Origin of the sequence: Lactobacillus sp. YT155 (assembly GCF_030504545.1) — a bacterium.
GTDB lineage: Bacteria > Bacillota > Bacilli > Lactobacillales > Lactobacillaceae > BQUT01.
The window spans coordinates 300244-317059 of sequence record NZ_JAUKWP010000001.1 but is presented as its reverse complement, the minus strand read 5'-3'; the positions used below and the strand labels follow the sequence as shown (position 1 = coordinate 317059).

25 protein-coding genes are annotated in these 16816 nt (G+C 32.3%); 21 read left to right on the top strand and 4 right to left on the bottom strand.

Features of this window, described 5'->3' with window-relative positions:
* Positions 1–40 precede the first annotated feature (40 nt).
* A complete protein-coding gene (locus Q2T76_RS01710) occupies positions 41–883 on the bottom strand; it encodes a DegV family protein (RefSeq protein ID WP_302083534.1) in 843 nt (280 codons plus the stop codon).
* 127 nt (positions 884–1010) lie between these two features.
* Here Q2T76_RS01710 and Q2T76_RS01705 point away from each other — a divergent pair, with 127 nt between their 5' ends.
* On the top strand, positions 1011–1514 hold the full coding sequence (locus Q2T76_RS01705; RefSeq protein WP_302083532.1) for a DUF1836 domain-containing protein: 504 nt from the start codon (positions 1011–1013) through the stop codon (positions 1512–1514).
* Between the two features lie 94 nt (positions 1515–1608).
* The gene (locus Q2T76_RS01700) at positions 1609–2004 is read left to right on the top strand and encodes a hypothetical protein (RefSeq protein ID WP_302083530.1); all 396 of its coding nucleotides are present in this window, start codon (positions 1609–1611) and stop codon (positions 2002–2004) included.
* A 329-nt stretch (positions 2005–2333) separates the two neighbouring features.
* On the opposite strand, the gene Q2T76_RS01695 is transcribed toward Q2T76_RS01700, so the two are convergent.
* Both Q2T76_RS01695 and Q2T76_RS01690 read right to left on the bottom strand, forming a co-directional pair.
* Positions 2334–3326: a D-2-hydroxyacid dehydrogenase gene (locus tag Q2T76_RS01695; RefSeq protein ID WP_302083527.1), complete on the bottom strand. Its 993-nt coding sequence runs from the start codon at positions 3324–3326 to the stop codon at positions 2334–2336.
* A 60-nt stretch (positions 3327–3386) separates the two neighbouring features.
* The gene (locus Q2T76_RS01690; RefSeq protein ID WP_302083525.1) at positions 3387–4310 is read right to left on the bottom strand and encodes a DMT family transporter; all 924 of its coding nucleotides are present in this window, start codon (positions 4308–4310) and stop codon (positions 3387–3389) included.
* 172 nt (positions 4311–4482) lie between these two features.
* On the opposite strand from Q2T76_RS01690, the gene Q2T76_RS01685 reads away from it, so the two are divergent.
* The 19 genes from Q2T76_RS01685 (at position 4483) to Q2T76_RS01595 (ending at position 15932) form a co-directional block, all read left to right on the top strand.
* Positions 4483–4764 carry an autorepressor SdpR family transcription factor gene (locus Q2T76_RS01685; RefSeq protein WP_302083523.1) on the top strand — a complete coding sequence of 94 codons (282 nt, stop codon included), beginning with the start codon at positions 4483–4485 and terminating at the stop codon, positions 4762–4764.
* Positions 4748–5407: an SdpI family protein gene (locus tag Q2T76_RS01680; RefSeq protein WP_302083521.1), complete on the top strand. Its 660-nt coding sequence runs from the start codon at positions 4748–4750 to the stop codon at positions 5405–5407. Before Q2T76_RS01685 ends, Q2T76_RS01680 begins: the two co-directional genes overlap by 17 nt.
* A gap of 52 nt (positions 5408–5459) precedes the next feature.
* Positions 5460–6173 (top strand): ABC transporter ATP-binding protein, encoded by a 714-nt coding sequence (locus tag Q2T76_RS01675; protein WP_302083520.1) that lies wholly within the window; start codon positions 5460–5462, stop codon positions 6171–6173.
* Positions 6166–7707: a hypothetical protein gene (locus Q2T76_RS01670; protein ID WP_302083518.1), complete on the top strand. Its 1542-nt coding sequence runs from the start codon at positions 6166–6168 to the stop codon at positions 7705–7707. The genes Q2T76_RS01675 and Q2T76_RS01670 overlap by 8 nt, the downstream gene beginning before the upstream one ends.
* A 112-nt stretch (positions 7708–7819) precedes the next feature.
* On the top strand, positions 7820–8674 hold the full coding sequence (locus Q2T76_RS01665; protein WP_302083516.1) for a hypothetical protein: 855 nt from the start codon (positions 7820–7822) through the stop codon (positions 8672–8674).
* A 2-nt stretch (positions 8675–8676) separates the two neighbouring features.
* Positions 8677–8958 carry a hypothetical protein gene (locus Q2T76_RS01660; protein WP_302083514.1) on the top strand — a complete coding sequence of 94 codons (282 nt, stop codon included), beginning with the start codon at positions 8677–8679 and terminating at the stop codon, positions 8956–8958.
* Between the two features lie 153 nt (positions 8959–9111).
* On the top strand, positions 9112–9495 hold the full coding sequence (locus Q2T76_RS01655; protein ID WP_302083512.1) for a hypothetical protein: 384 nt from the start codon (positions 9112–9114) through the stop codon (positions 9493–9495).
* Positions 9496–9801: 306 nt separating this feature from the next.
* On the top strand, positions 9802–10017 hold the full coding sequence (locus Q2T76_RS01650) for a hypothetical protein (RefSeq protein WP_302083510.1): 216 nt from the start codon (positions 9802–9804) through the stop codon (positions 10015–10017).
* Positions 10018–10033: 16 nt separating this feature from the next.
* On the top strand, positions 10034–10264 hold the full coding sequence (locus Q2T76_RS01645) for a DUF2922 domain-containing protein (protein ID WP_302083507.1): 231 nt from the start codon (positions 10034–10036) through the stop codon (positions 10262–10264).
* A 148-nt stretch (positions 10265–10412) separates the two neighbouring features.
* Positions 10413–10901 (top strand): sigma-70 family RNA polymerase sigma factor, encoded by a 489-nt coding sequence (locus Q2T76_RS01640; protein ID WP_302083505.1) that lies wholly within the window; start codon positions 10413–10415, stop codon positions 10899–10901.
* Between the two features lie 101 nt (positions 10902–11002).
* Positions 11003–12496, top strand: a complete 1494-nt coding sequence (locus tag Q2T76_RS01635; protein ID WP_302083503.1) for a hypothetical protein — start codon at positions 11003–11005, stop codon at positions 12494–12496.
* 17 nt (positions 12497–12513) lie between these two features.
* Complete coding sequence (locus tag Q2T76_RS01630) at positions 12514–12822, top strand: hypothetical protein (protein ID WP_302083501.1); 309 nt, start codon at positions 12514–12516, stop codon at positions 12820–12822.
* A 16-nt stretch (positions 12823–12838) separates the two neighbouring features.
* Entirely contained in the window at positions 12839–13288 is a 450-nt protein-coding gene (locus tag Q2T76_RS01625; protein WP_302083499.1) for a hypothetical protein, read from the top strand.
* Positions 13289–13302: 14 nt separating this feature from the next.
* Entirely contained in the window at positions 13303–13848 is a 546-nt protein-coding gene (locus Q2T76_RS01620; protein ID WP_302083497.1) for a hypothetical protein, read from the top strand.
* A 13-nt stretch (positions 13849–13861) separates the two neighbouring features.
* Positions 13862–14305, top strand: a complete 444-nt coding sequence (locus Q2T76_RS01615; protein WP_302083495.1) for a hypothetical protein — start codon at positions 13862–13864, stop codon at positions 14303–14305.
* A 122-nt stretch (positions 14306–14427) separates the two neighbouring features.
* The gene (locus Q2T76_RS01610) at positions 14428–14856 is read left to right on the top strand and encodes a DUF805 domain-containing protein (RefSeq protein WP_302083493.1); all 429 of its coding nucleotides are present in this window, start codon (positions 14428–14430) and stop codon (positions 14854–14856) included.
* On the top strand, positions 14840–15163 hold the full coding sequence (locus Q2T76_RS01605; protein ID WP_302083491.1) for a hypothetical protein: 324 nt from the start codon (positions 14840–14842) through the stop codon (positions 15161–15163). Before Q2T76_RS01610 ends, Q2T76_RS01605 begins: the two co-directional genes overlap by 17 nt.
* An 18-nt stretch (positions 15164–15181) precedes the next feature.
* A complete protein-coding gene (locus tag Q2T76_RS01600) occupies positions 15182–15646 on the top strand; it encodes a DUF805 domain-containing protein (RefSeq protein ID WP_302083489.1) in 465 nt (154 codons plus the stop codon).
* On the top strand, positions 15630–15932 hold the full coding sequence (locus Q2T76_RS01595) for a hypothetical protein (RefSeq protein WP_302083488.1): 303 nt from the start codon (positions 15630–15632) through the stop codon (positions 15930–15932). The genes Q2T76_RS01600 and Q2T76_RS01595 overlap by 17 nt, the downstream gene beginning before the upstream one ends.
* 56 nt (positions 15933–15988) lie before the next feature.
* Here the strand turns inward: Q2T76_RS01595 and Q2T76_RS01590 are convergent, their stop codons facing one another.
* Positions 15989–16642, bottom strand: coding sequence for a histidine phosphatase family protein (locus Q2T76_RS01590; protein WP_302083486.1), 654 nt, complete (start codon positions 16640–16642; stop codon positions 15989–15991).
* Between the last annotated feature and the right edge of the window lie 174 nt (positions 16643–16816).

The following is a 16816-nucleotide window of genomic DNA, read 5'->3' as shown; positions in this document are numbered from 1 at the left end:
AATAGTTTACCGTAAAAGAGGATTTGTTTGAAGACTAATTTTAATGTTTACTATAAACAAAAGCGAAAGTTCCTAACCCAACGTGATTCATAATGATTGGGCTGGTAAGAACAACTCGAAAGTCCGCTTCTGGATGAGTAGTTTTGACCAGTTCCTTGATTTCAATCAAGCGATCTTCATTCATTCCAACATGAACTAATGTAAAAGTATCAAGTTTTACACCATTCAAGTCAGAGAAGGTTTTTTCTAAAGTTTTATTGATGAATTTTCTTCCGTAACCCTTAGACATGAGCTTCAATTCGTCATCGAAGAGTCTAATAAAGGCTTTGATTTTGAGAAGTTTTGAAACCGCACCGGAAAGTTTACTAATACGACCACCACGTTGTAGAGCGTCAAGTGACTCGAAGAAAATGTCGGTTGTTTTTTTATCATGTGCTTCTTGCAAAGCAGCTACAATTTCGTCGACGGTTTTTCCTTCTTTGATTAGTTGCGCTGCTAACAGAACTTGTTCACCTAAGCCACGGTCCATTAATTTGCTATCAATAACAGTGACGTTGCTTTCAGTCTGTGAAGCGGCACTGAATGCTCCCTCAACGGTACCACTCAACAAATTAGTTAAGTGAATTGAGAGAATTGGTTCGTTGTCTTTGCCCAACTCATCATACAAATCAACGAAGTCACCAACGGCTGGTTGACTAGTTGTGGTAGTAATTTCACTTTTTGTTTGTAAATCATTAAGAAAACTTTCGCTAGTGATATCAATTCCATCTTTGAATGATTTTCCTTGATCATTAATAATTAAGGGAATGATGTGAATGTCATATTTATTAATCTCTTCGGTTGTTAATTGAGAAGTAGAATCAGTTACTAAATGAATTGTCATTAATATTAACCTCGTATTTAGGATGTAAACTGATTATATAACAAATAAAACTCAAGTCAATAATATTTAGAATTGAATTCTAGCTAGAATAAAGTTACAATTCTTATATGAGCTGAGGAGTATAGGTATGAATAATACAGATTTTACGAAATGGTTAACCGAATTTGGCAAGAATAGACTACCAGAATGGAAAGATCTTTCTGAGTTAGAATTATATATGGATCAAGTAACTTTGGAGGTGGATAAGAATGTTTCCTTCATTCTTGAAAAGCCAATTACTAAGTCCATGATTAATAGTTATGTCAAAATGCAGGTTATCGACAAACCAGACAAGAAAAAATATAGTCGTAAACATGTTGCTTCAATAATTGTTGTCAGTATTATGAAACAAGTTTTTCCTTTAGACGTAATAAAAAAAGGAATTAACAAAGTTTTCGAATTAGACCAACCAGAAATCGGGTACAACAATTTTGTCGCTTTATTTAATGCAGAAATGGAAACTTTAGATAATGAGAATGCATTAGCCAATCTTGCTATCGATAGTGATCAGTTAAAAATCGCTCAAATTGTAGCAATTCGTGCGGTTATTTATAAAGAAATTGCCAACAAAGTGGCAGAATTTGATAAATAAGCAGTTCTCTAACGAAAAAACGTCAAAAATTGTTGAATATTTAAACTGTTTCTCTTAAAATATAGAAGATAGCCATAAGGGAGGAGGAAATAACATGACAAGAAATATGCATACAGGTATTAGTGGCCGCCGCCGCCCTAAGAAAAATGGTTTGGACCGTGTTAAACATGCTGCAGACGTACTTGCTTTTCTAAAGGGTCGTGAAGGTAACACAGCTACAGCTGCTAAGAAGCCTGCAACTAAGAAAACTGCTGCAGACAAGACAAAGACAGCTAAAAAAGCACCTGCTGCTAAAACTGCAACAGCTAAGAAGACTACAGCAAAGAAAACTACTGCTGCTTCAACAGCTAAGAAGTCAACAACAGCAAAAAAAGCTACAACTACTAAAAAAGCAACTACTGCTAAGAAGTCTACAACTGCAGCAAAGAAACCAGCTGCAAAGAAGACAACAACTAAAAAAGCTACAACAAAAAAGACTGACGACAAATAATCTTCAGTCTTTTTTATTTGGGAAAATCCGAAAGTATTAGATTTTTTTTAAAAAAGTGTTGAAAAAACTTATAAAATAGAGTAAATTCTATATTGAGGTTAGATAAAATCTAATCTTACTTATTAGTTATTTTCTGAGGAGAATAATTGAGGAGTGGAAAATAAGACGTTGGGGATTTAAACTTATTACTATAATGAGTTTGTTTTAAATAATTGTGGTCTATTTTTTACTTGGGGTAAAAACTGTATATAGACAGTAGGGATTGTTCTTTCGATATTGAAAGAACAATTTTTTTGTATATAAAAAAGACATCCAATTCGGATGTCTTTTTATTTTACTAATGTATCTGGAGTTTCACCCTTGATTAATTGAACGTTAGAATCAAGTGATACGTTTACCATGTTGTGCACAGCGGTATTGGTATAGAAGGCAATATGAGGAGTAACGATTACATTGTCACGGCTCAATAGATCACGTAGGCGGGCATCAGGAATTTCTTTTCCTTCCCAGTCTTCGTTGAAGACACCAACTTCACCTTCATAAACATCAAGACCAGCAGCACCAATTTTCTTGGAGTTCAAGTTACCAATCAAATCATCGGTATCAACTAAGCCACCACGAGAAACATTGATAAGAATTACGCCGTCTTTCATTTTGGCGATTGAATCGTTGTTAATCATGTGGATGTTTTCTTTCACTTCAGGAACATGGACGGTAATAATGTCGGCTTGAGCATATAAGTCATCAAGATTATCAACATACAAACCTTCTTGTTCAAGTTTGTCATTTTTGAAGATATCATAGCAGATAACTTTGGCGCCATAACCCTTCAAAATATTTATAATTACTTGACCAATATGACCGGTACCAATAACACCAACTGTTTGGTTGCGTAATTCACGACCAATTTCTGGAGCCCAACGTAAGTCGCCACGGGCAATTTTCTTATCGTATTCAGGTACACGTCTGAGCAAGCGTCCCATCAAAAAGACAGCATGTTCAGCAATTGCGTTAGGAGAATAAACAGGAACGTTAGTTAATTTCATACCATTTTCTTTAACTAAATCGAGATTGATATTATCAACTCCGACATTTCTTAAAGAAAGATTCTTAACGCCCATTTCATTTAACTTGTTGATTGCAGCATCAGGGAATGGTTGTTGTTGGAATAGAACCACACCATCATAACCAGCAGCTTGGTCAACAGTAGTTTCGTCAAATAGATCAGTTGTCTGATCAACTTGGATATCGGGATGGGCCTTAATCCATTCGGCTAAAATAGATAATTCATCAGGTCTTACAGAATAAACTAAAATTTTCATTTTTCATCGATCCTTTCTACATAATTCCAGTGTAGTTTACTGATGAACTCATATCAACTTTTATACATCGTATTTATTCAAAATGTAAATTGCGAAGATGACAATTGCCGAGCCAACTAATTCCATTGGTGAGAAGTCTGCACCTAAAAAGGCGATACTCAATACGAAAGTAATGAAAGGTTGAACGGCATCGGTAATGCTGACAATAGTAGAAGTAGTGTACTTCAAACTCATAACCATAATTAAAAAGGCAAGAATAGTTCCAATTAAGATAACTGTTCCAACACCAAGAATTCCTTGAGTATCAAGTTTTGGTGGATTAATCCAGAATGGATGATAAATGTTGAACAAAATTCCACTGACCAAGAATCCCCAACCAGTAACAACTAATGGTGAGTACTTACTGATAAGTTGTTTGGGAAAAACGATGTACATGGCAGCAGTTACACCTGAAAGAATTCCCCAGATTAATGAATCAAGTGGAATGCTTAAATGATTAAGATTTCCACGAGTTATCAATAATACGATACCTAACAATGCTAAAGTAAAGGAAACAATATCGACACGAGTAGGTTTCTGACGCATGAAAAAGATTCCGCCCAGCACGATAAATAACGGACTTAAGTATTGCAAAATAGTAGCTGAAGCAGCATTACCATGTTGAATACTTAGGAAGAATGTATACATATTTCCAATTAATCCGAAGATGGCAAATAATAGTAAGAACAAAACATCACGCCAGTTTTTGAAAATATCAAAGATGTGACTCTTTTGTCCTTTAGGCATTGAGAAGAATGCAATTATTAGAATAATAGTTCCGGCAGTTAAAGTTCTTACCCCAATGAACCACTCAGCAGGAATTTGTTTGTTCTGTGAAACGAATTGTAAGACAGCTCCCGAAACACCCCATAAACTGGAAGCAATCAACGCTAAAATGAACCCTTTGGTGTGGGTCCTTTTTTGAATAGTTTTTTCTTCATTCATGATATTAATATTTTCCCTTCTAAAATCACTAATATCTATTATACGTTAATTCGACTACTGTAGAAAATATTTTTTGAATCTATTTAGATAACTTTCTAAATAACTTTGACTTTTAAAATAGGGCGTGTTATATTCTATTTAGAAATATTTCTAAATAGCTAAGGAGGCAATTATGAGTTTTACGAATACGCTAAAAGCTTTGAATGATCCAATTCGTAGACAAATTCTGCTAATGCTTCGTTCCGGAAAGCAGAATGCTGGTGATATTGCGAAGCAATTCGATATGACCAATGCCACAATTTCCTATCATTTGAAGCAATTAAAAAATGCCCAATTAATTAATGAAGAAAAAGAAAAGAATTATATTTATTACAGTTTGAACACTTCGGTTTTTGAAGAAGTTATGCTTTGGTTCAAACAGTTTGAAGGAGAGAACGATGAAGAAAAAAATTGATAAGAAGCAATTATTATTAACCTCAATTATTATATTGCTTCCAGTAGTAGCAGGATTGTTTTTGTATAATCAAATGCCCGATAACATTGCTATTCATTGGGGAGTAGATAATAAGCCAAATGGCTTCGCTCCGAAATTGCTAGCTATTGTTGGAATGCCCGTCTTCTTATGGTTAATTAACTTATTGGTGATTTTTATGGTTAACGTTGATCCAAAGAATGTTAATCAAAATAAAAAGATTCAATGGTTAGGTCCCTGGATTGTGGCAATAATTGCCTTTGTAGTTCAAGTGATGACCATACTCGCAGCTATTGGAAAATCAGTTAATGTCGGGATGATGGTTACAATTATTATAGGATTCACCTATATGGTAGTTGGTAATTACTTACCAAAAGCCACTCGCAATTACACAATTGGTATTCGCCTTCCTTGGACGCTAGACAATGAAGATAATTGGCGTTCAACCCATCGTTTAGCAGGTTATATTTGGTCAGTTGGTGGCTTGTTAGTTATTATCAGTGGACTATTCATGATGATAGTTCCAGATTTAATAATATTCTTCACAATTTTAGCAATAACATTGCTCATGATTATTATTCCACTTATATATTCATATAGATTTTATAAAAACTCTAGAAAATAAATAGTATCTCGATAATTTTTGAGATGCTTTTTTAATACAAAAAGGAGATGTTATGTTACAAATAAAAGAATTAAGAAAAATTTACAAAGGCACATCAAAAGGAATTCAAAATTTAGACCTTACAATTTCTAGAGGAGATATTTGTGCATTTATAGGTTCTAATGGTGCTGGAAAATCAACAAGCTTAAAATCTATTGCAGGAATACATCCATTTGATTCTGGAACAGTATTACTTGATAAGATTGATTTAGTCAAAAATCCTCAAGATTTTAAAATGAATTTAGGGTATTCACCAGACAATCCGGATATTTATGAGAATTTAAGAGGATATGAATATCTAAACTTTATTGGTTCAATGTATGAAGTATCCAGTGATGACTTTTCAAAACGATTAGAATTACTATCTGAGCTATTAGATATGAAAAATGCGTTATCGAAGTTAATATCTACTTATTCCCACGGAATGAAACAGCGATTGGTTTTAATATCATTATTTATACATAATCCCAAATTAGTTATCTTAGACGAGCCGTTTGTGGGGCTTGATCCAAATGCTACCCATTTTTTAATTGATGAACTCAAAAAAAGGGCTGCGAATGGAACAATGGTAATCTACTCCACTCATGTTCTTGAGGTTGCGGAGAAACTATGTAATCACGTGGTATTGATTGATGATGGACAAGTAAAAGTAAATGACAAGATGTCAACTGTAACTCAAAAAGAATCTCTAAACGAAGTGTTTAGGAGGGTTACAAAACATGAATAATAAAGTTTTTCAATTTTTGAAAATCAGGTATATTAATCAATTTGGTATTTCGAAGATAAACAACAACAATTCATCGATAAGAACTCATGCCAGAATTACCTTAATTGGATACATAACCGTTTTTATTTTGGTTATTGGGTACTTCTTAAGTTTGCCAATTTCAATGCAACAAGAAGGTTTTTTAAATTCTGTGAATTCGTATGTAGTTGGTTTACTATTTTGGGGTATAACTATTTGGACTTGTTTATCTGGCGTAGGAGACATGATTGTTGGAAAAGATCATGATTATATATTTACCTTACCGTTAAAAGAATTTGAAGCAAAAACAATATTAGTTCTTTATCAATATATTATTCAGGAAGTGCTTGTGTTGATAGTATTATTCAGTGTTCAGATATCAATGATGATAATTCACCAATTTCCAATAATAAATCTATTGGTTATTCTGTTAGTTGGAATTTGTATACCAATTATTTCCATAATATTAAATAGTGTAGTTTCTATTTTAGTTAATCTCTTTTTTGCGACAATTAATTTGAAATTTCAATTTTTTAAAACATTACTCATATTTTCAATAATTATTTTTCCACTAGTTATTTCTTATTTGAAATCAGGTATTAAAAATCCAAAAATTGGAATCATCAACACATCTTTTTTTAAGTGGTCTTTGACTCGTGAATTAGGTATTAACCAATGGCTGATTACCATAGTTTTATTTGGTTTGACGATGTTGTTACTAATACTATTCATTCTGTTTTTAACAAAAAAATATGAGAAAATTTTATATCTTATTGGAGCAGCGGTAGTTAAATCGAAGGAAATAAAATTACATATTCAGAATCAATTTATTTCACTTTTTAAAGATGAATTTAGTCGATACTTGGCATCATTTACATACATAACAAATACTATATTGATGCCAGTGTTGTTGATAGTAGTTGCCGCATTATCTTTTGTGCCGCAATTTAAGATGATAGATAGTGTTAGTCTAAATAATTTAGGAATTAATGTCGATATATCCAGAGCAGGTGTCTATTACGTATTATTTGTTGCCTGTATTTCATTAACAACGACAACATCTTGTGGTTTTTCGATGGAAGGGAATAAGATATGGATTAAACGATCGTTACCGATATCCATTGCGAAAATGAGCATATCCAAAATATGTCTGAATATTACATTATTTCTACCAGGGTTAATAATTGCAGTTTTAAGCTGTCTATTCATGATGAAGTTATCAGGCATAAATACAGTTATCTTAATAGTGTCACTAATTTTAGATTTAATATTTATTTCTGTCTTAGGGTTGTTTTTTAATCTAAAATTCCCCAATTACGAATGGAATAATGAGATGGAAGTTGTTAAGCAAAGCCTATCAACAATAATCACAGCCTTTGTTAGCATGTTACTAATCAGTCTTACATTAATAATAATCGTGTTTTTAGATATAAAATATTTAGTAGTTCCAATTATTGTAGAGTCATTATTAATATTGATATTTGCAAGATTGTTAGCAAGAAAAAGATATTTGTAGAATTATTGAAAAACTCCAAGTAATTGGAGTTTTTTTATTGAGATAAAAATTAAAGTTGAGAATAGTATATAATAAGTTCCAACTTGTAAATACTAAAGGAATGTAACATTAAATGAACAAACTAAATAAGTTATTCGATGATATATCACTCGAAGAAGCGTTTGATAAGATTAAGCAAACCGATATTTACCAAGACATTAATGGAACAGAAAATCACTTGGTAAGTTTTGCGATTAAGAAAGCCATCGTATTAATTCTTAGTTTAATAGTTCCAATGATTTTTTTAGCAATGGTAACACAAGTTAATTACGCTGAGTTACCTCCTGAGACACAACCATTCTTTATTATTGTGGTCATATTTGTAATTATGGTAATTTCAATCAATCTATTCATTTATTTCGGCTTTAATAGGAAATATAAGAATCAATATCTGAATAATTTTAGGTACAGATTGATTGTGTATTTACTAATTCAATTCAATGTAATCATGTATGGAAATCTGTATATTTTAATGTTATTTGATGGTGCGAACGCTTATCTATATCTAACTATATCTTTCGGTTACTGGATAATAGAACTGGTGACAGTGTACTTGGTAATTAAAGGACTAATTAAAGAATCGATAAACAATATCTTTGAAAGACATTTGCCTGTTTCAAAATGGGTTAATAGAGTATATGGATTAGTTGCTTTAACAGCAGTTCTAATATTTGCAGGCATGTATATGTATAGAGTGAATAAAGCAATTTTTATAATGAATGGTATCGATGATCCAAGTCAATTACTTAATGGGATTTCACATATTGTTATCTCATTAGCAATTATGATTATTGTTTTGTTGCCAATTTTAATTTTCAATGCAGATATATATGTTAGAGCAAAAATTTTAGATAAATATTCAGAAGAATTCAGAGAAGATAACGGTTATTCAGTAGAAGAATGGTATTGGGAAGATTACGGTAGATAGATATGAAGAAGTATTTAGATAAGATTACTTTTTCTGTAGCCAAACAGAAGATAGGTAATTTTAAAGTTAATCAAAAATTTGAAGATGAAAAATTTTCTAGAAGTCTAAAATTAATTTTGTTGTGTTTAATTGCCTGGGGAATCAGTCTCGGTTCAGGATATTCTTTTATACTTTTACCATTTATCTCAACATTATTGTATATTCTGCTAATTGTTTACTACTTTTCAAGGCCTAAATATTTTAGAGAAGCCGCATATACAGGGTCCATATATTTTGCCGTGTAGATAGCACTCGTTTTTTATTTAAGTGGTTCATCAACGTCTGGTGAAACAGCAACTTCTAGAGCAATAACCGCAGTGGTTTATGCTGTAATTGGATTAGCGTTATCGCTATATGTTGTTAGGATTAGAATAATAGCAGAAATTAACAAGGAATATTTGCAGGTAAATGTTTCTAAGAAGGACAAAACCTTAACAAAAATAGTACAAGCTGTGACATCCGCACTAGCCGTCTTTATTGTTGCAATACTTGTTCTAGCCCAATTTTATAGAATGAACAAATGGTGGATAAATAATAACTCTGTAGGAGATATCAATCTAACTATTCCTGGAGTTTGGGGGACGATTTTAGGAATAATTCTAATACCAATTTTTACGATAATAGGACTGGCATTAATTTTGATGATTACACTGCTACCAACACTTTTATTCAATGAAGATATTTACGTGAGAGGACTTGTAGTAAAGAAATACTCAGAAGAATTCAGAGAAGATAACGGTTATTCAACAGAGGAATGGTATAGTGAAGACTACGGTAGATAGATATGAAAATATATATTAAAAGTGCAGATAAAAATAAGAAACTGAAGATTGGTTACAGAGAATTAGCTGAAAAAAAGATGAATTCGACTATGTTATCGAAAGATGGGTAGAAGAAATTCAAGAATCTCTAGAATAATAATTATTATTAATAATAGATTTCATTAAAAAACATTCCAAGAGGGATGTTTTTTAATTTTTCAAATTTTTTGTTCCGTTTTCCGATTTTCAATCGTTATTGTAAGTGTAAGCTAAATTAACTGGCCAGCGAATTTCTTACATGAATAATAATTTTTGGAGGATAGATTAATGGAAGAAAATTGGAAGAGAACTTCAGTGGGGCTAGTTGTGGTCAATGAAGATCGTTACCCTGATGGTGTAAAGACTTACAAATTGAATAACGCAATTGATACCCCTAAAGATGAACAATTAATTTCATTCGCAAATGCATATAGTCAATTGTTAGGTGACGACTTAGATCACGTTGAGTTGACTAGAACTACTACTGTTTCAGCAAATATCTAAATAAAGGAGAACAAGGATGAAAAAATTACAACTAGGATTCAAAACCGAAGATGGTAAGACTAAGATTCTAACTCTTAACTACTTCAAGGCTGATTTAACAAGTGATGAAGTCAAAAAAGCGATGCAAAGCATTGCCGATGCTAAGTTGTTTGTTAAAGAAGGTCAAGAAATGTATCATCAAGCTGTTAGTGCAAAATACGTTACACGTACTGAAGAAGATATTTTTGTCGAAAGTCCCGTGGCTTAGACTCTTTAAATAGCAGACCGTTTGGTCTGTTATTTTTGTTAAAATGGATATCTGGGGAATTGGCGGTAGGTATTGATAAATATACGAATTTAATACGATGGACTTACCACAACCGGTTGTGGATTAGACAAGAAAGGGTGTTTAATCCATGCGCACAATTACAGATGGATTTGAATTAGCAATGCAGAACCGAAGAGTTATTTATGGAGCCTTGAAGAAGGTCAATATTTATCGCAATCGTTTTGATTATGAAGATTATGTTCAAGAAGCAATGATAATTTATGCAAAATGCTTCTGTAAGTATCCACCGAAGTTGCAAGAGATTGATTTTAATAAATATGCTTATCAAAAAATCGTCTGGTCGATGTTGGACTTGCTGCGAAAAGAGTGTCGATACAAAGAAATTCATGTTCTAGATAATTATGAAGAATTGGAATTCGGATATGAAGATTGCTTTGATTTGATAGGGATGTTTGAAAAAATAAAACTTTCACACCTTGAACGGAAAGTATTGGTAGAACACCTATTGAATCGGACGCCTTTGACGGATTTAGCAATAAAGTTAGGCGTAACCGCACGCTACTTACGAAAAATTAGGAACAATATTAAATTAAAAATAATGAATGAGCGTAGCTGAGCTACGCTTTTTTGTTGTTCTATCAACAACGAAAGTCCTTTTTATTAATATGTAAATATTGTATTATGAAATTAATAAGTTAGATCTATGGGGAGATGACGATGATGGGAAATAAAATAATAAAACTAGAGAACTATAAACAGTTAAATGTTGAAGAATTAAGAGATAGAGATGATTTTATTGCGAAACTCGATGGAAGACAAATATATGGAGATGAAGATTTCTTTATAGCCATGGATTCAGCATTTGATTTAACTGACAGTATAATTAGTGACTGGGAACAATTTAGTAAAGCTATGACTGACTTGAGTTGGATTGAAGAAGGCAGAGAAATCAGTCTTATAGTCTACAACTCTGATTCGTTTATGGTTGATTCTGGGGCATTTAATGAATTTGAAGAGCATTTTACAGGCAAAGATGGATATTTAGAGTTTTGGGATAAAAATGCCAGAGGCTTCAATGTGTATTTAGTAAAAGATAAAGATCCTGATGAAAAAGTAACTAGATATAGAAGTGACTATGTAGATAATTATTCAGTTGTATTTAAGAATGAAATAACACATTTAGAAACCTATAAAGATTTAGATTTTGAGAAATTCAAACAAGAAAATTCATATATTGTTCAACTCGATGGAAGTCATATAAAAAATATTTACGATTTTTATGAAGATATGATGGTAGGATTTAACTTACCGGAAGATGCTGCCGATGGACGAGATTATTTTTATGATTGGATGTTAAGACTTAAATGGATAAGAAATGAAAAAATAGTTTTAATTGTTTATAATTGTGAGAAATTTTTGCCATCAGATTATGATGAGTTTGAAGAAGAATTTATAGGCGAAGATGGACTGTTACCTTATTGGGGTTCAGGTGGGGTTTACGGGATTTTTATTGATGGTCCAAAGGATTTTCAGGTATTCATGGTAGAAGATATTGTCCCCAATACAAATATAGTTGGTTACGAAAATAAATCACTTTGGAGTGAGATAAAAGAAAAATTCCAAAATAAGCAAGAAGATGAAGGAAAAGAATCAACTGAAATAATTCAATTACTCCACAAGCTTGAAGAAAAAGGGGAGATTGATTTAGAAGAAGGGATGTCTAAAAATGAAATTGAAAGAGTCGAAAAAGAGTTAGATATAAGCTTTCCTGTTGAAATAAGAGAAGTTTATGAAGAAGTGATGCCATCAGGTGGAGGCTTTTATTCGTGGAAGAACCTATCTGATGACGAATTAGACGAAAGACGTGACTACATATTACGAACAAAGCAAGAATTTCTAAGAAGATACGAAGAAATTCATTGGCCTGACAGTTACTTTGACAACGGATTGAATAAGAACAGACCGAAATTTAAAAAAAGATTAATGGCTGCTCCCAAATTAATTCCTTTACGAGAGCATAGATTTATGGTTTCCGGAATGAATAATGGGCCACTTTTGTCGGTAGATAAAACAGATGTAACTTATTATGGAGCTAGTATTCTACAGGGAATCAAATCAGATTTTCCATCGCCACAAGAATATTATGGAAGTATTTATTACAAAGATATAAAAACAAAAATCCCATTTTGGAGTGAGATGATAGAGATTTAGTTGAAAGTGAGAGGGAAATGATAAAGTACAGTGAACTAGAACTACTCGAACTTTTTTATGAAGAGCCTAAAAGTCTAACTGATGATGAACTGGGGCAATATAAAATCAGTAGAATCATTGATGAATTTGAATTGATACTCTATTTGGATGTCTATGAAAATGATTGTAGTGTTCTATTGACTTATAACAATACAGATCTAGTTAGTATTGATATTAAGAATGTAGAGGAACTATCTAAAAAAGATAATATTTTATACATTTGTGATGCAAAAAAAGTAAGAGCGAAAATCTATTTTGGGAAAAATTTCCAAATTGAATGTGAATAATATAAAAGGTGACTAAATGTTAGAACATTATTTGACGATAATACCAGACAAAAAATTAACCAACACTGAATTGAAAAAAATTTCAGATAATTTTATGGCTGCTAAGGAAGAAAATAAGACCATTATTTTAAACGATGATTTAATTCAGTATATCCAAAAGTCTTTATTATGGATTGAGTCAATTAACTATAACTTGGAAAAAGAACCTGGGTTGCCATACTATGCCCATTCAATCATCGATGTTGAAAACTCTATCAAACTAAAAGGAATTTTTGCTGCTTGGAAACAATTATTTGAGAATGCTCCTAAGAAAATAAAAGTGCTGGATTATTATGTGGCCGATAAACCAGAAGATCGCATAGAATATTTAGACCGAGAACGTTTTGTTACAGACCTTGGAAATGCTGTTGAGCTATTGGGTGAAGCAATTGAAAAAGAAGAATATGTGCTTTATATAGGGGTTTGAAAAAGGTGATAAATATGAAAATGATTGATAAATCAGAGCTGGCTGAAATTAAAAAGCAAAATAGTTTTTTTGATTTTGAAGAATTGAGTAATCAAAAGAATCAAGGAAATGAATTCAGTTTTAAATTGGACATGGACAATCCACGTGATTATCCGGATGTAATTTACCGAATTAATAATTTGGTTGAAGTAATCAGCAAAATGCTTAGTTCACTAAATCAACAAGTAATCATCTTCAATTATCAAGATAAATGGTTGACTCAAGACGAAGAAGTTTATCCGCTAAGAAAACTTTTCTTTGATAAATATGGAATCGATAATTTCTTCGACGGAGCAATTGAAGTTGATAGTAGTGATGAAATAGTGAAGTACTTCTTAGAATCAGTTTTTAAGTACAACTCATTTGTTGGATTTTTATCAGAAAATTCAATTGGTAAAGTGGTAATAGTACTCTCAGATCATCTTGATGTATTTGTTCATACGGATAGAAAAGAAGTTAGTGATGAGATTAAAAGAGGTTTAACTGGCACAGAAGAAGGAATTGAATTTGAAATAAATTAGGGAGAAAGAAGATATGTTAAGAACACCAATTGAAACGCCACTTGGAACTGTCAAGTTAACTTTGAATGGTCAACCTCTCGATTATTCTAGTGACGAGTTAAAGATAGCAGATAGATATATTGAACAAATGGATACTAGAATGGTGGGAACTAAATATTTCAAAGATATAAAAAAGAATGATGAGATTGTCCTAACACTTGACGAAGAAATAGGTAATTTTGAATTTGATGGGGATGAAGGGTACTACGGATCCATTGGGATCAAAGATGGGACTAAAATTGGTATATCTGTTATGGAAGACCCAATTATTTGGGAAGAGAAATATGGAATTGATGGATTTGGTAATGGGCTAATACTTCCAGCATTAGAAGATTTTTCAGCATATATTATTTTCTTGGTTGTTTGGGGCGATGAAAATTTGGACGATATAGAGTTTACCGAGAATATGTATATTTAATGAAAACGATGCGGGTGAATCAAAATGGAAAACAAGATAATTGAACTCAAAAGTTATAAAGAATCAAACGAAAAAATTGAAATAGAGAACATTTAACACTTATTTACTGAGGAGAAGTAGTTATGAAAGAATATGGGATGTTTTGGAAGAACTATGTTAATTTCACGGGGAAATCAACGAGAAAAGAATTTTGGATACCTATGTTATTCAATATTGTAGTTATCTTCATGTTGGTTGTGAGTTTGCGGTTGTCAGAATCAAGCATAGACTCTACTGAATTAATCGGAACAATGGCGTTAATATATGGTGTGTTTCTCATTGCATTATTCATACCTAGTCTAGCAGTCACAGTACGTCGATTTAGAGATGCAGGTTTTGGATGGTATTGGGTTATCATATTTATAGTGATAAACAGATTTACGGAAGTCTTTGCTGAATATACTATTTTTACAGTTATAGGACTTGCGTGTTGGATAATCGAAATAATAATGTTGTGTCAGCCAAGTAAAACAGTAGTCAGCGAGGCAGGTGACAATGAAGAAAAAGGATAATGTACACTACACAAAAGAGGAAGTTTTAGATATCTTAAGCGCAGTATTTTCAGATCCAAAAATGAAAGATAAAAAGAATTTGCTAGAGCAAGTCCAAGCATTTGCAAAAGCAATTGACTCTAACTCTAGTTTAGAAGAGTTCGATAGAGAAGCTGCAACATTGGATGTGATGTTACTTATGTTTATAGCAGCTAATCCTAGAGAATTACCTGTTTCGGTGATGCGTTTAGAGAAGTTAATGAGAGATATTATTCCAGTTAATAAAGGAGTCGGTTGGTATTATGTAAATGCTTGGAATTTATTCTAGTAATTTGAGGAGACTACTATGAAAGAATACGGGATGTTTTGGAAGAACTATGTTAATTTCACGGGGAAATCAACGAGAAAAGAATTTTGGATTGCGAGATTAGTGAATTTTGCAGTAGTGCTTTTTATCATTTTGATGTGGATATTCTACGTTTATACAACGCTTATGTCTGTAAATAAAGTTTATGGACTCAAAACAGCTTTAATGATAAGTATGTTATTAAATACGTGGTTGCCCAATTTTTGGACAGTAGTAACAATAATTCCAACTTGGGCGGTTAGTATTCGTCGATTCAGGGACGCTGGGATTGGTTGGTACTGGGTTGTGCCAATTAAAATAAGTGAGCTTGTACTGGCTAGATATCTTGGTTATCCTAATGCTGGAATATTACTGGCAATAGTTGCAATTATCGAAATTATTCTTATGTGTCGGCCAAGTAAAACTGTAGTCAGCGAGGCAGGTGACAATGAAGAGAAAGAATAATATCCCTTCAAAAAAAGAAGTGATGGATGCTTTGAGTAAAGTTTATTCTGATCCTGAAATTCAAGATAATCAGGAATTATTAAAAGTTATTTTTGAATTTGCTCAAAAATTTAATGAAAATAGTGATAAGGATTTGATGTACATCTGTCAACATTATTCTGGGGACCTAATGTTGAATTACTTTTTTATGAAATATGCAGATAAAGGCATACCACATTCTTTGTATGAGTTATCAAAAGTAATTGACCGAGTTCCACCAATGTACTGGACAATGGGTCCAACATAATACAACTTATACGATATATAAAAAAAGCCAGACTATTGTCTGGTTTTTTGCGTAATTTATTTTAAGACTTGGTTATAGCTAGTAACAACATTTGTTTGTCCATCTCGTTCAAGGACGGTCAAACTAGAATTAGCTGGGCCGGTTTTGATTTCAAATGAACCATCACCATATTTATCAGCTAGTGATCTGATAGTAGTTCCGTGACTAACTAATAGAATTGTGTCGCCATCTTTTGCGATTTTGTCTAGTTCATCAAAACCTTTATTCAATCTGTGCCAGTATTCTTCAGCGTTTTCGGCATCATGGAAGGGATCGGCTTCTTTCATGAAATCTTTGGTTTTATCCATGCCATATTTGTTAATAATATCGCCGAAGGTTTTTTCTCCATGGGGCATTCCGGTCATGTACCATGCTTCTGGAGAGTTATTTCCTTCGAAATAACCATAGAATTGTTCACGAAAGGCAGGTTCTTTTATTGGTGAGAGGTCGGAAACATTCTCATCCAGAATTATTTTCAAGGTATCAATTGCTCTTCTAGCATCTGATGAATATGCACCAGCGAATTGCTTGTTTTTCAATGAGTTAGCCGCGGTTTTAGCGACTTCAATTCCTTCAGGAGTCAGAGGTGTATCTGACCAACCTTGCATCTTATTGTACTTATTAAAATATGTTTGACCATGACGAACGAGATAAATGGTATATTTTGCCATAACTAACCTCCTTATATACTCATTATCTTATCAAATAATTATATTTGAGACTAATTTTTTTATTTAAGTTTGTGAAATTCTTAATCATTGTGTGGCTTTTATTCTTTTTATAACAGTCAAGAATGAGTGCTGATTCTTTGTGAATTTTAAAAGTTTAAATTTTCTTCTAAAAAA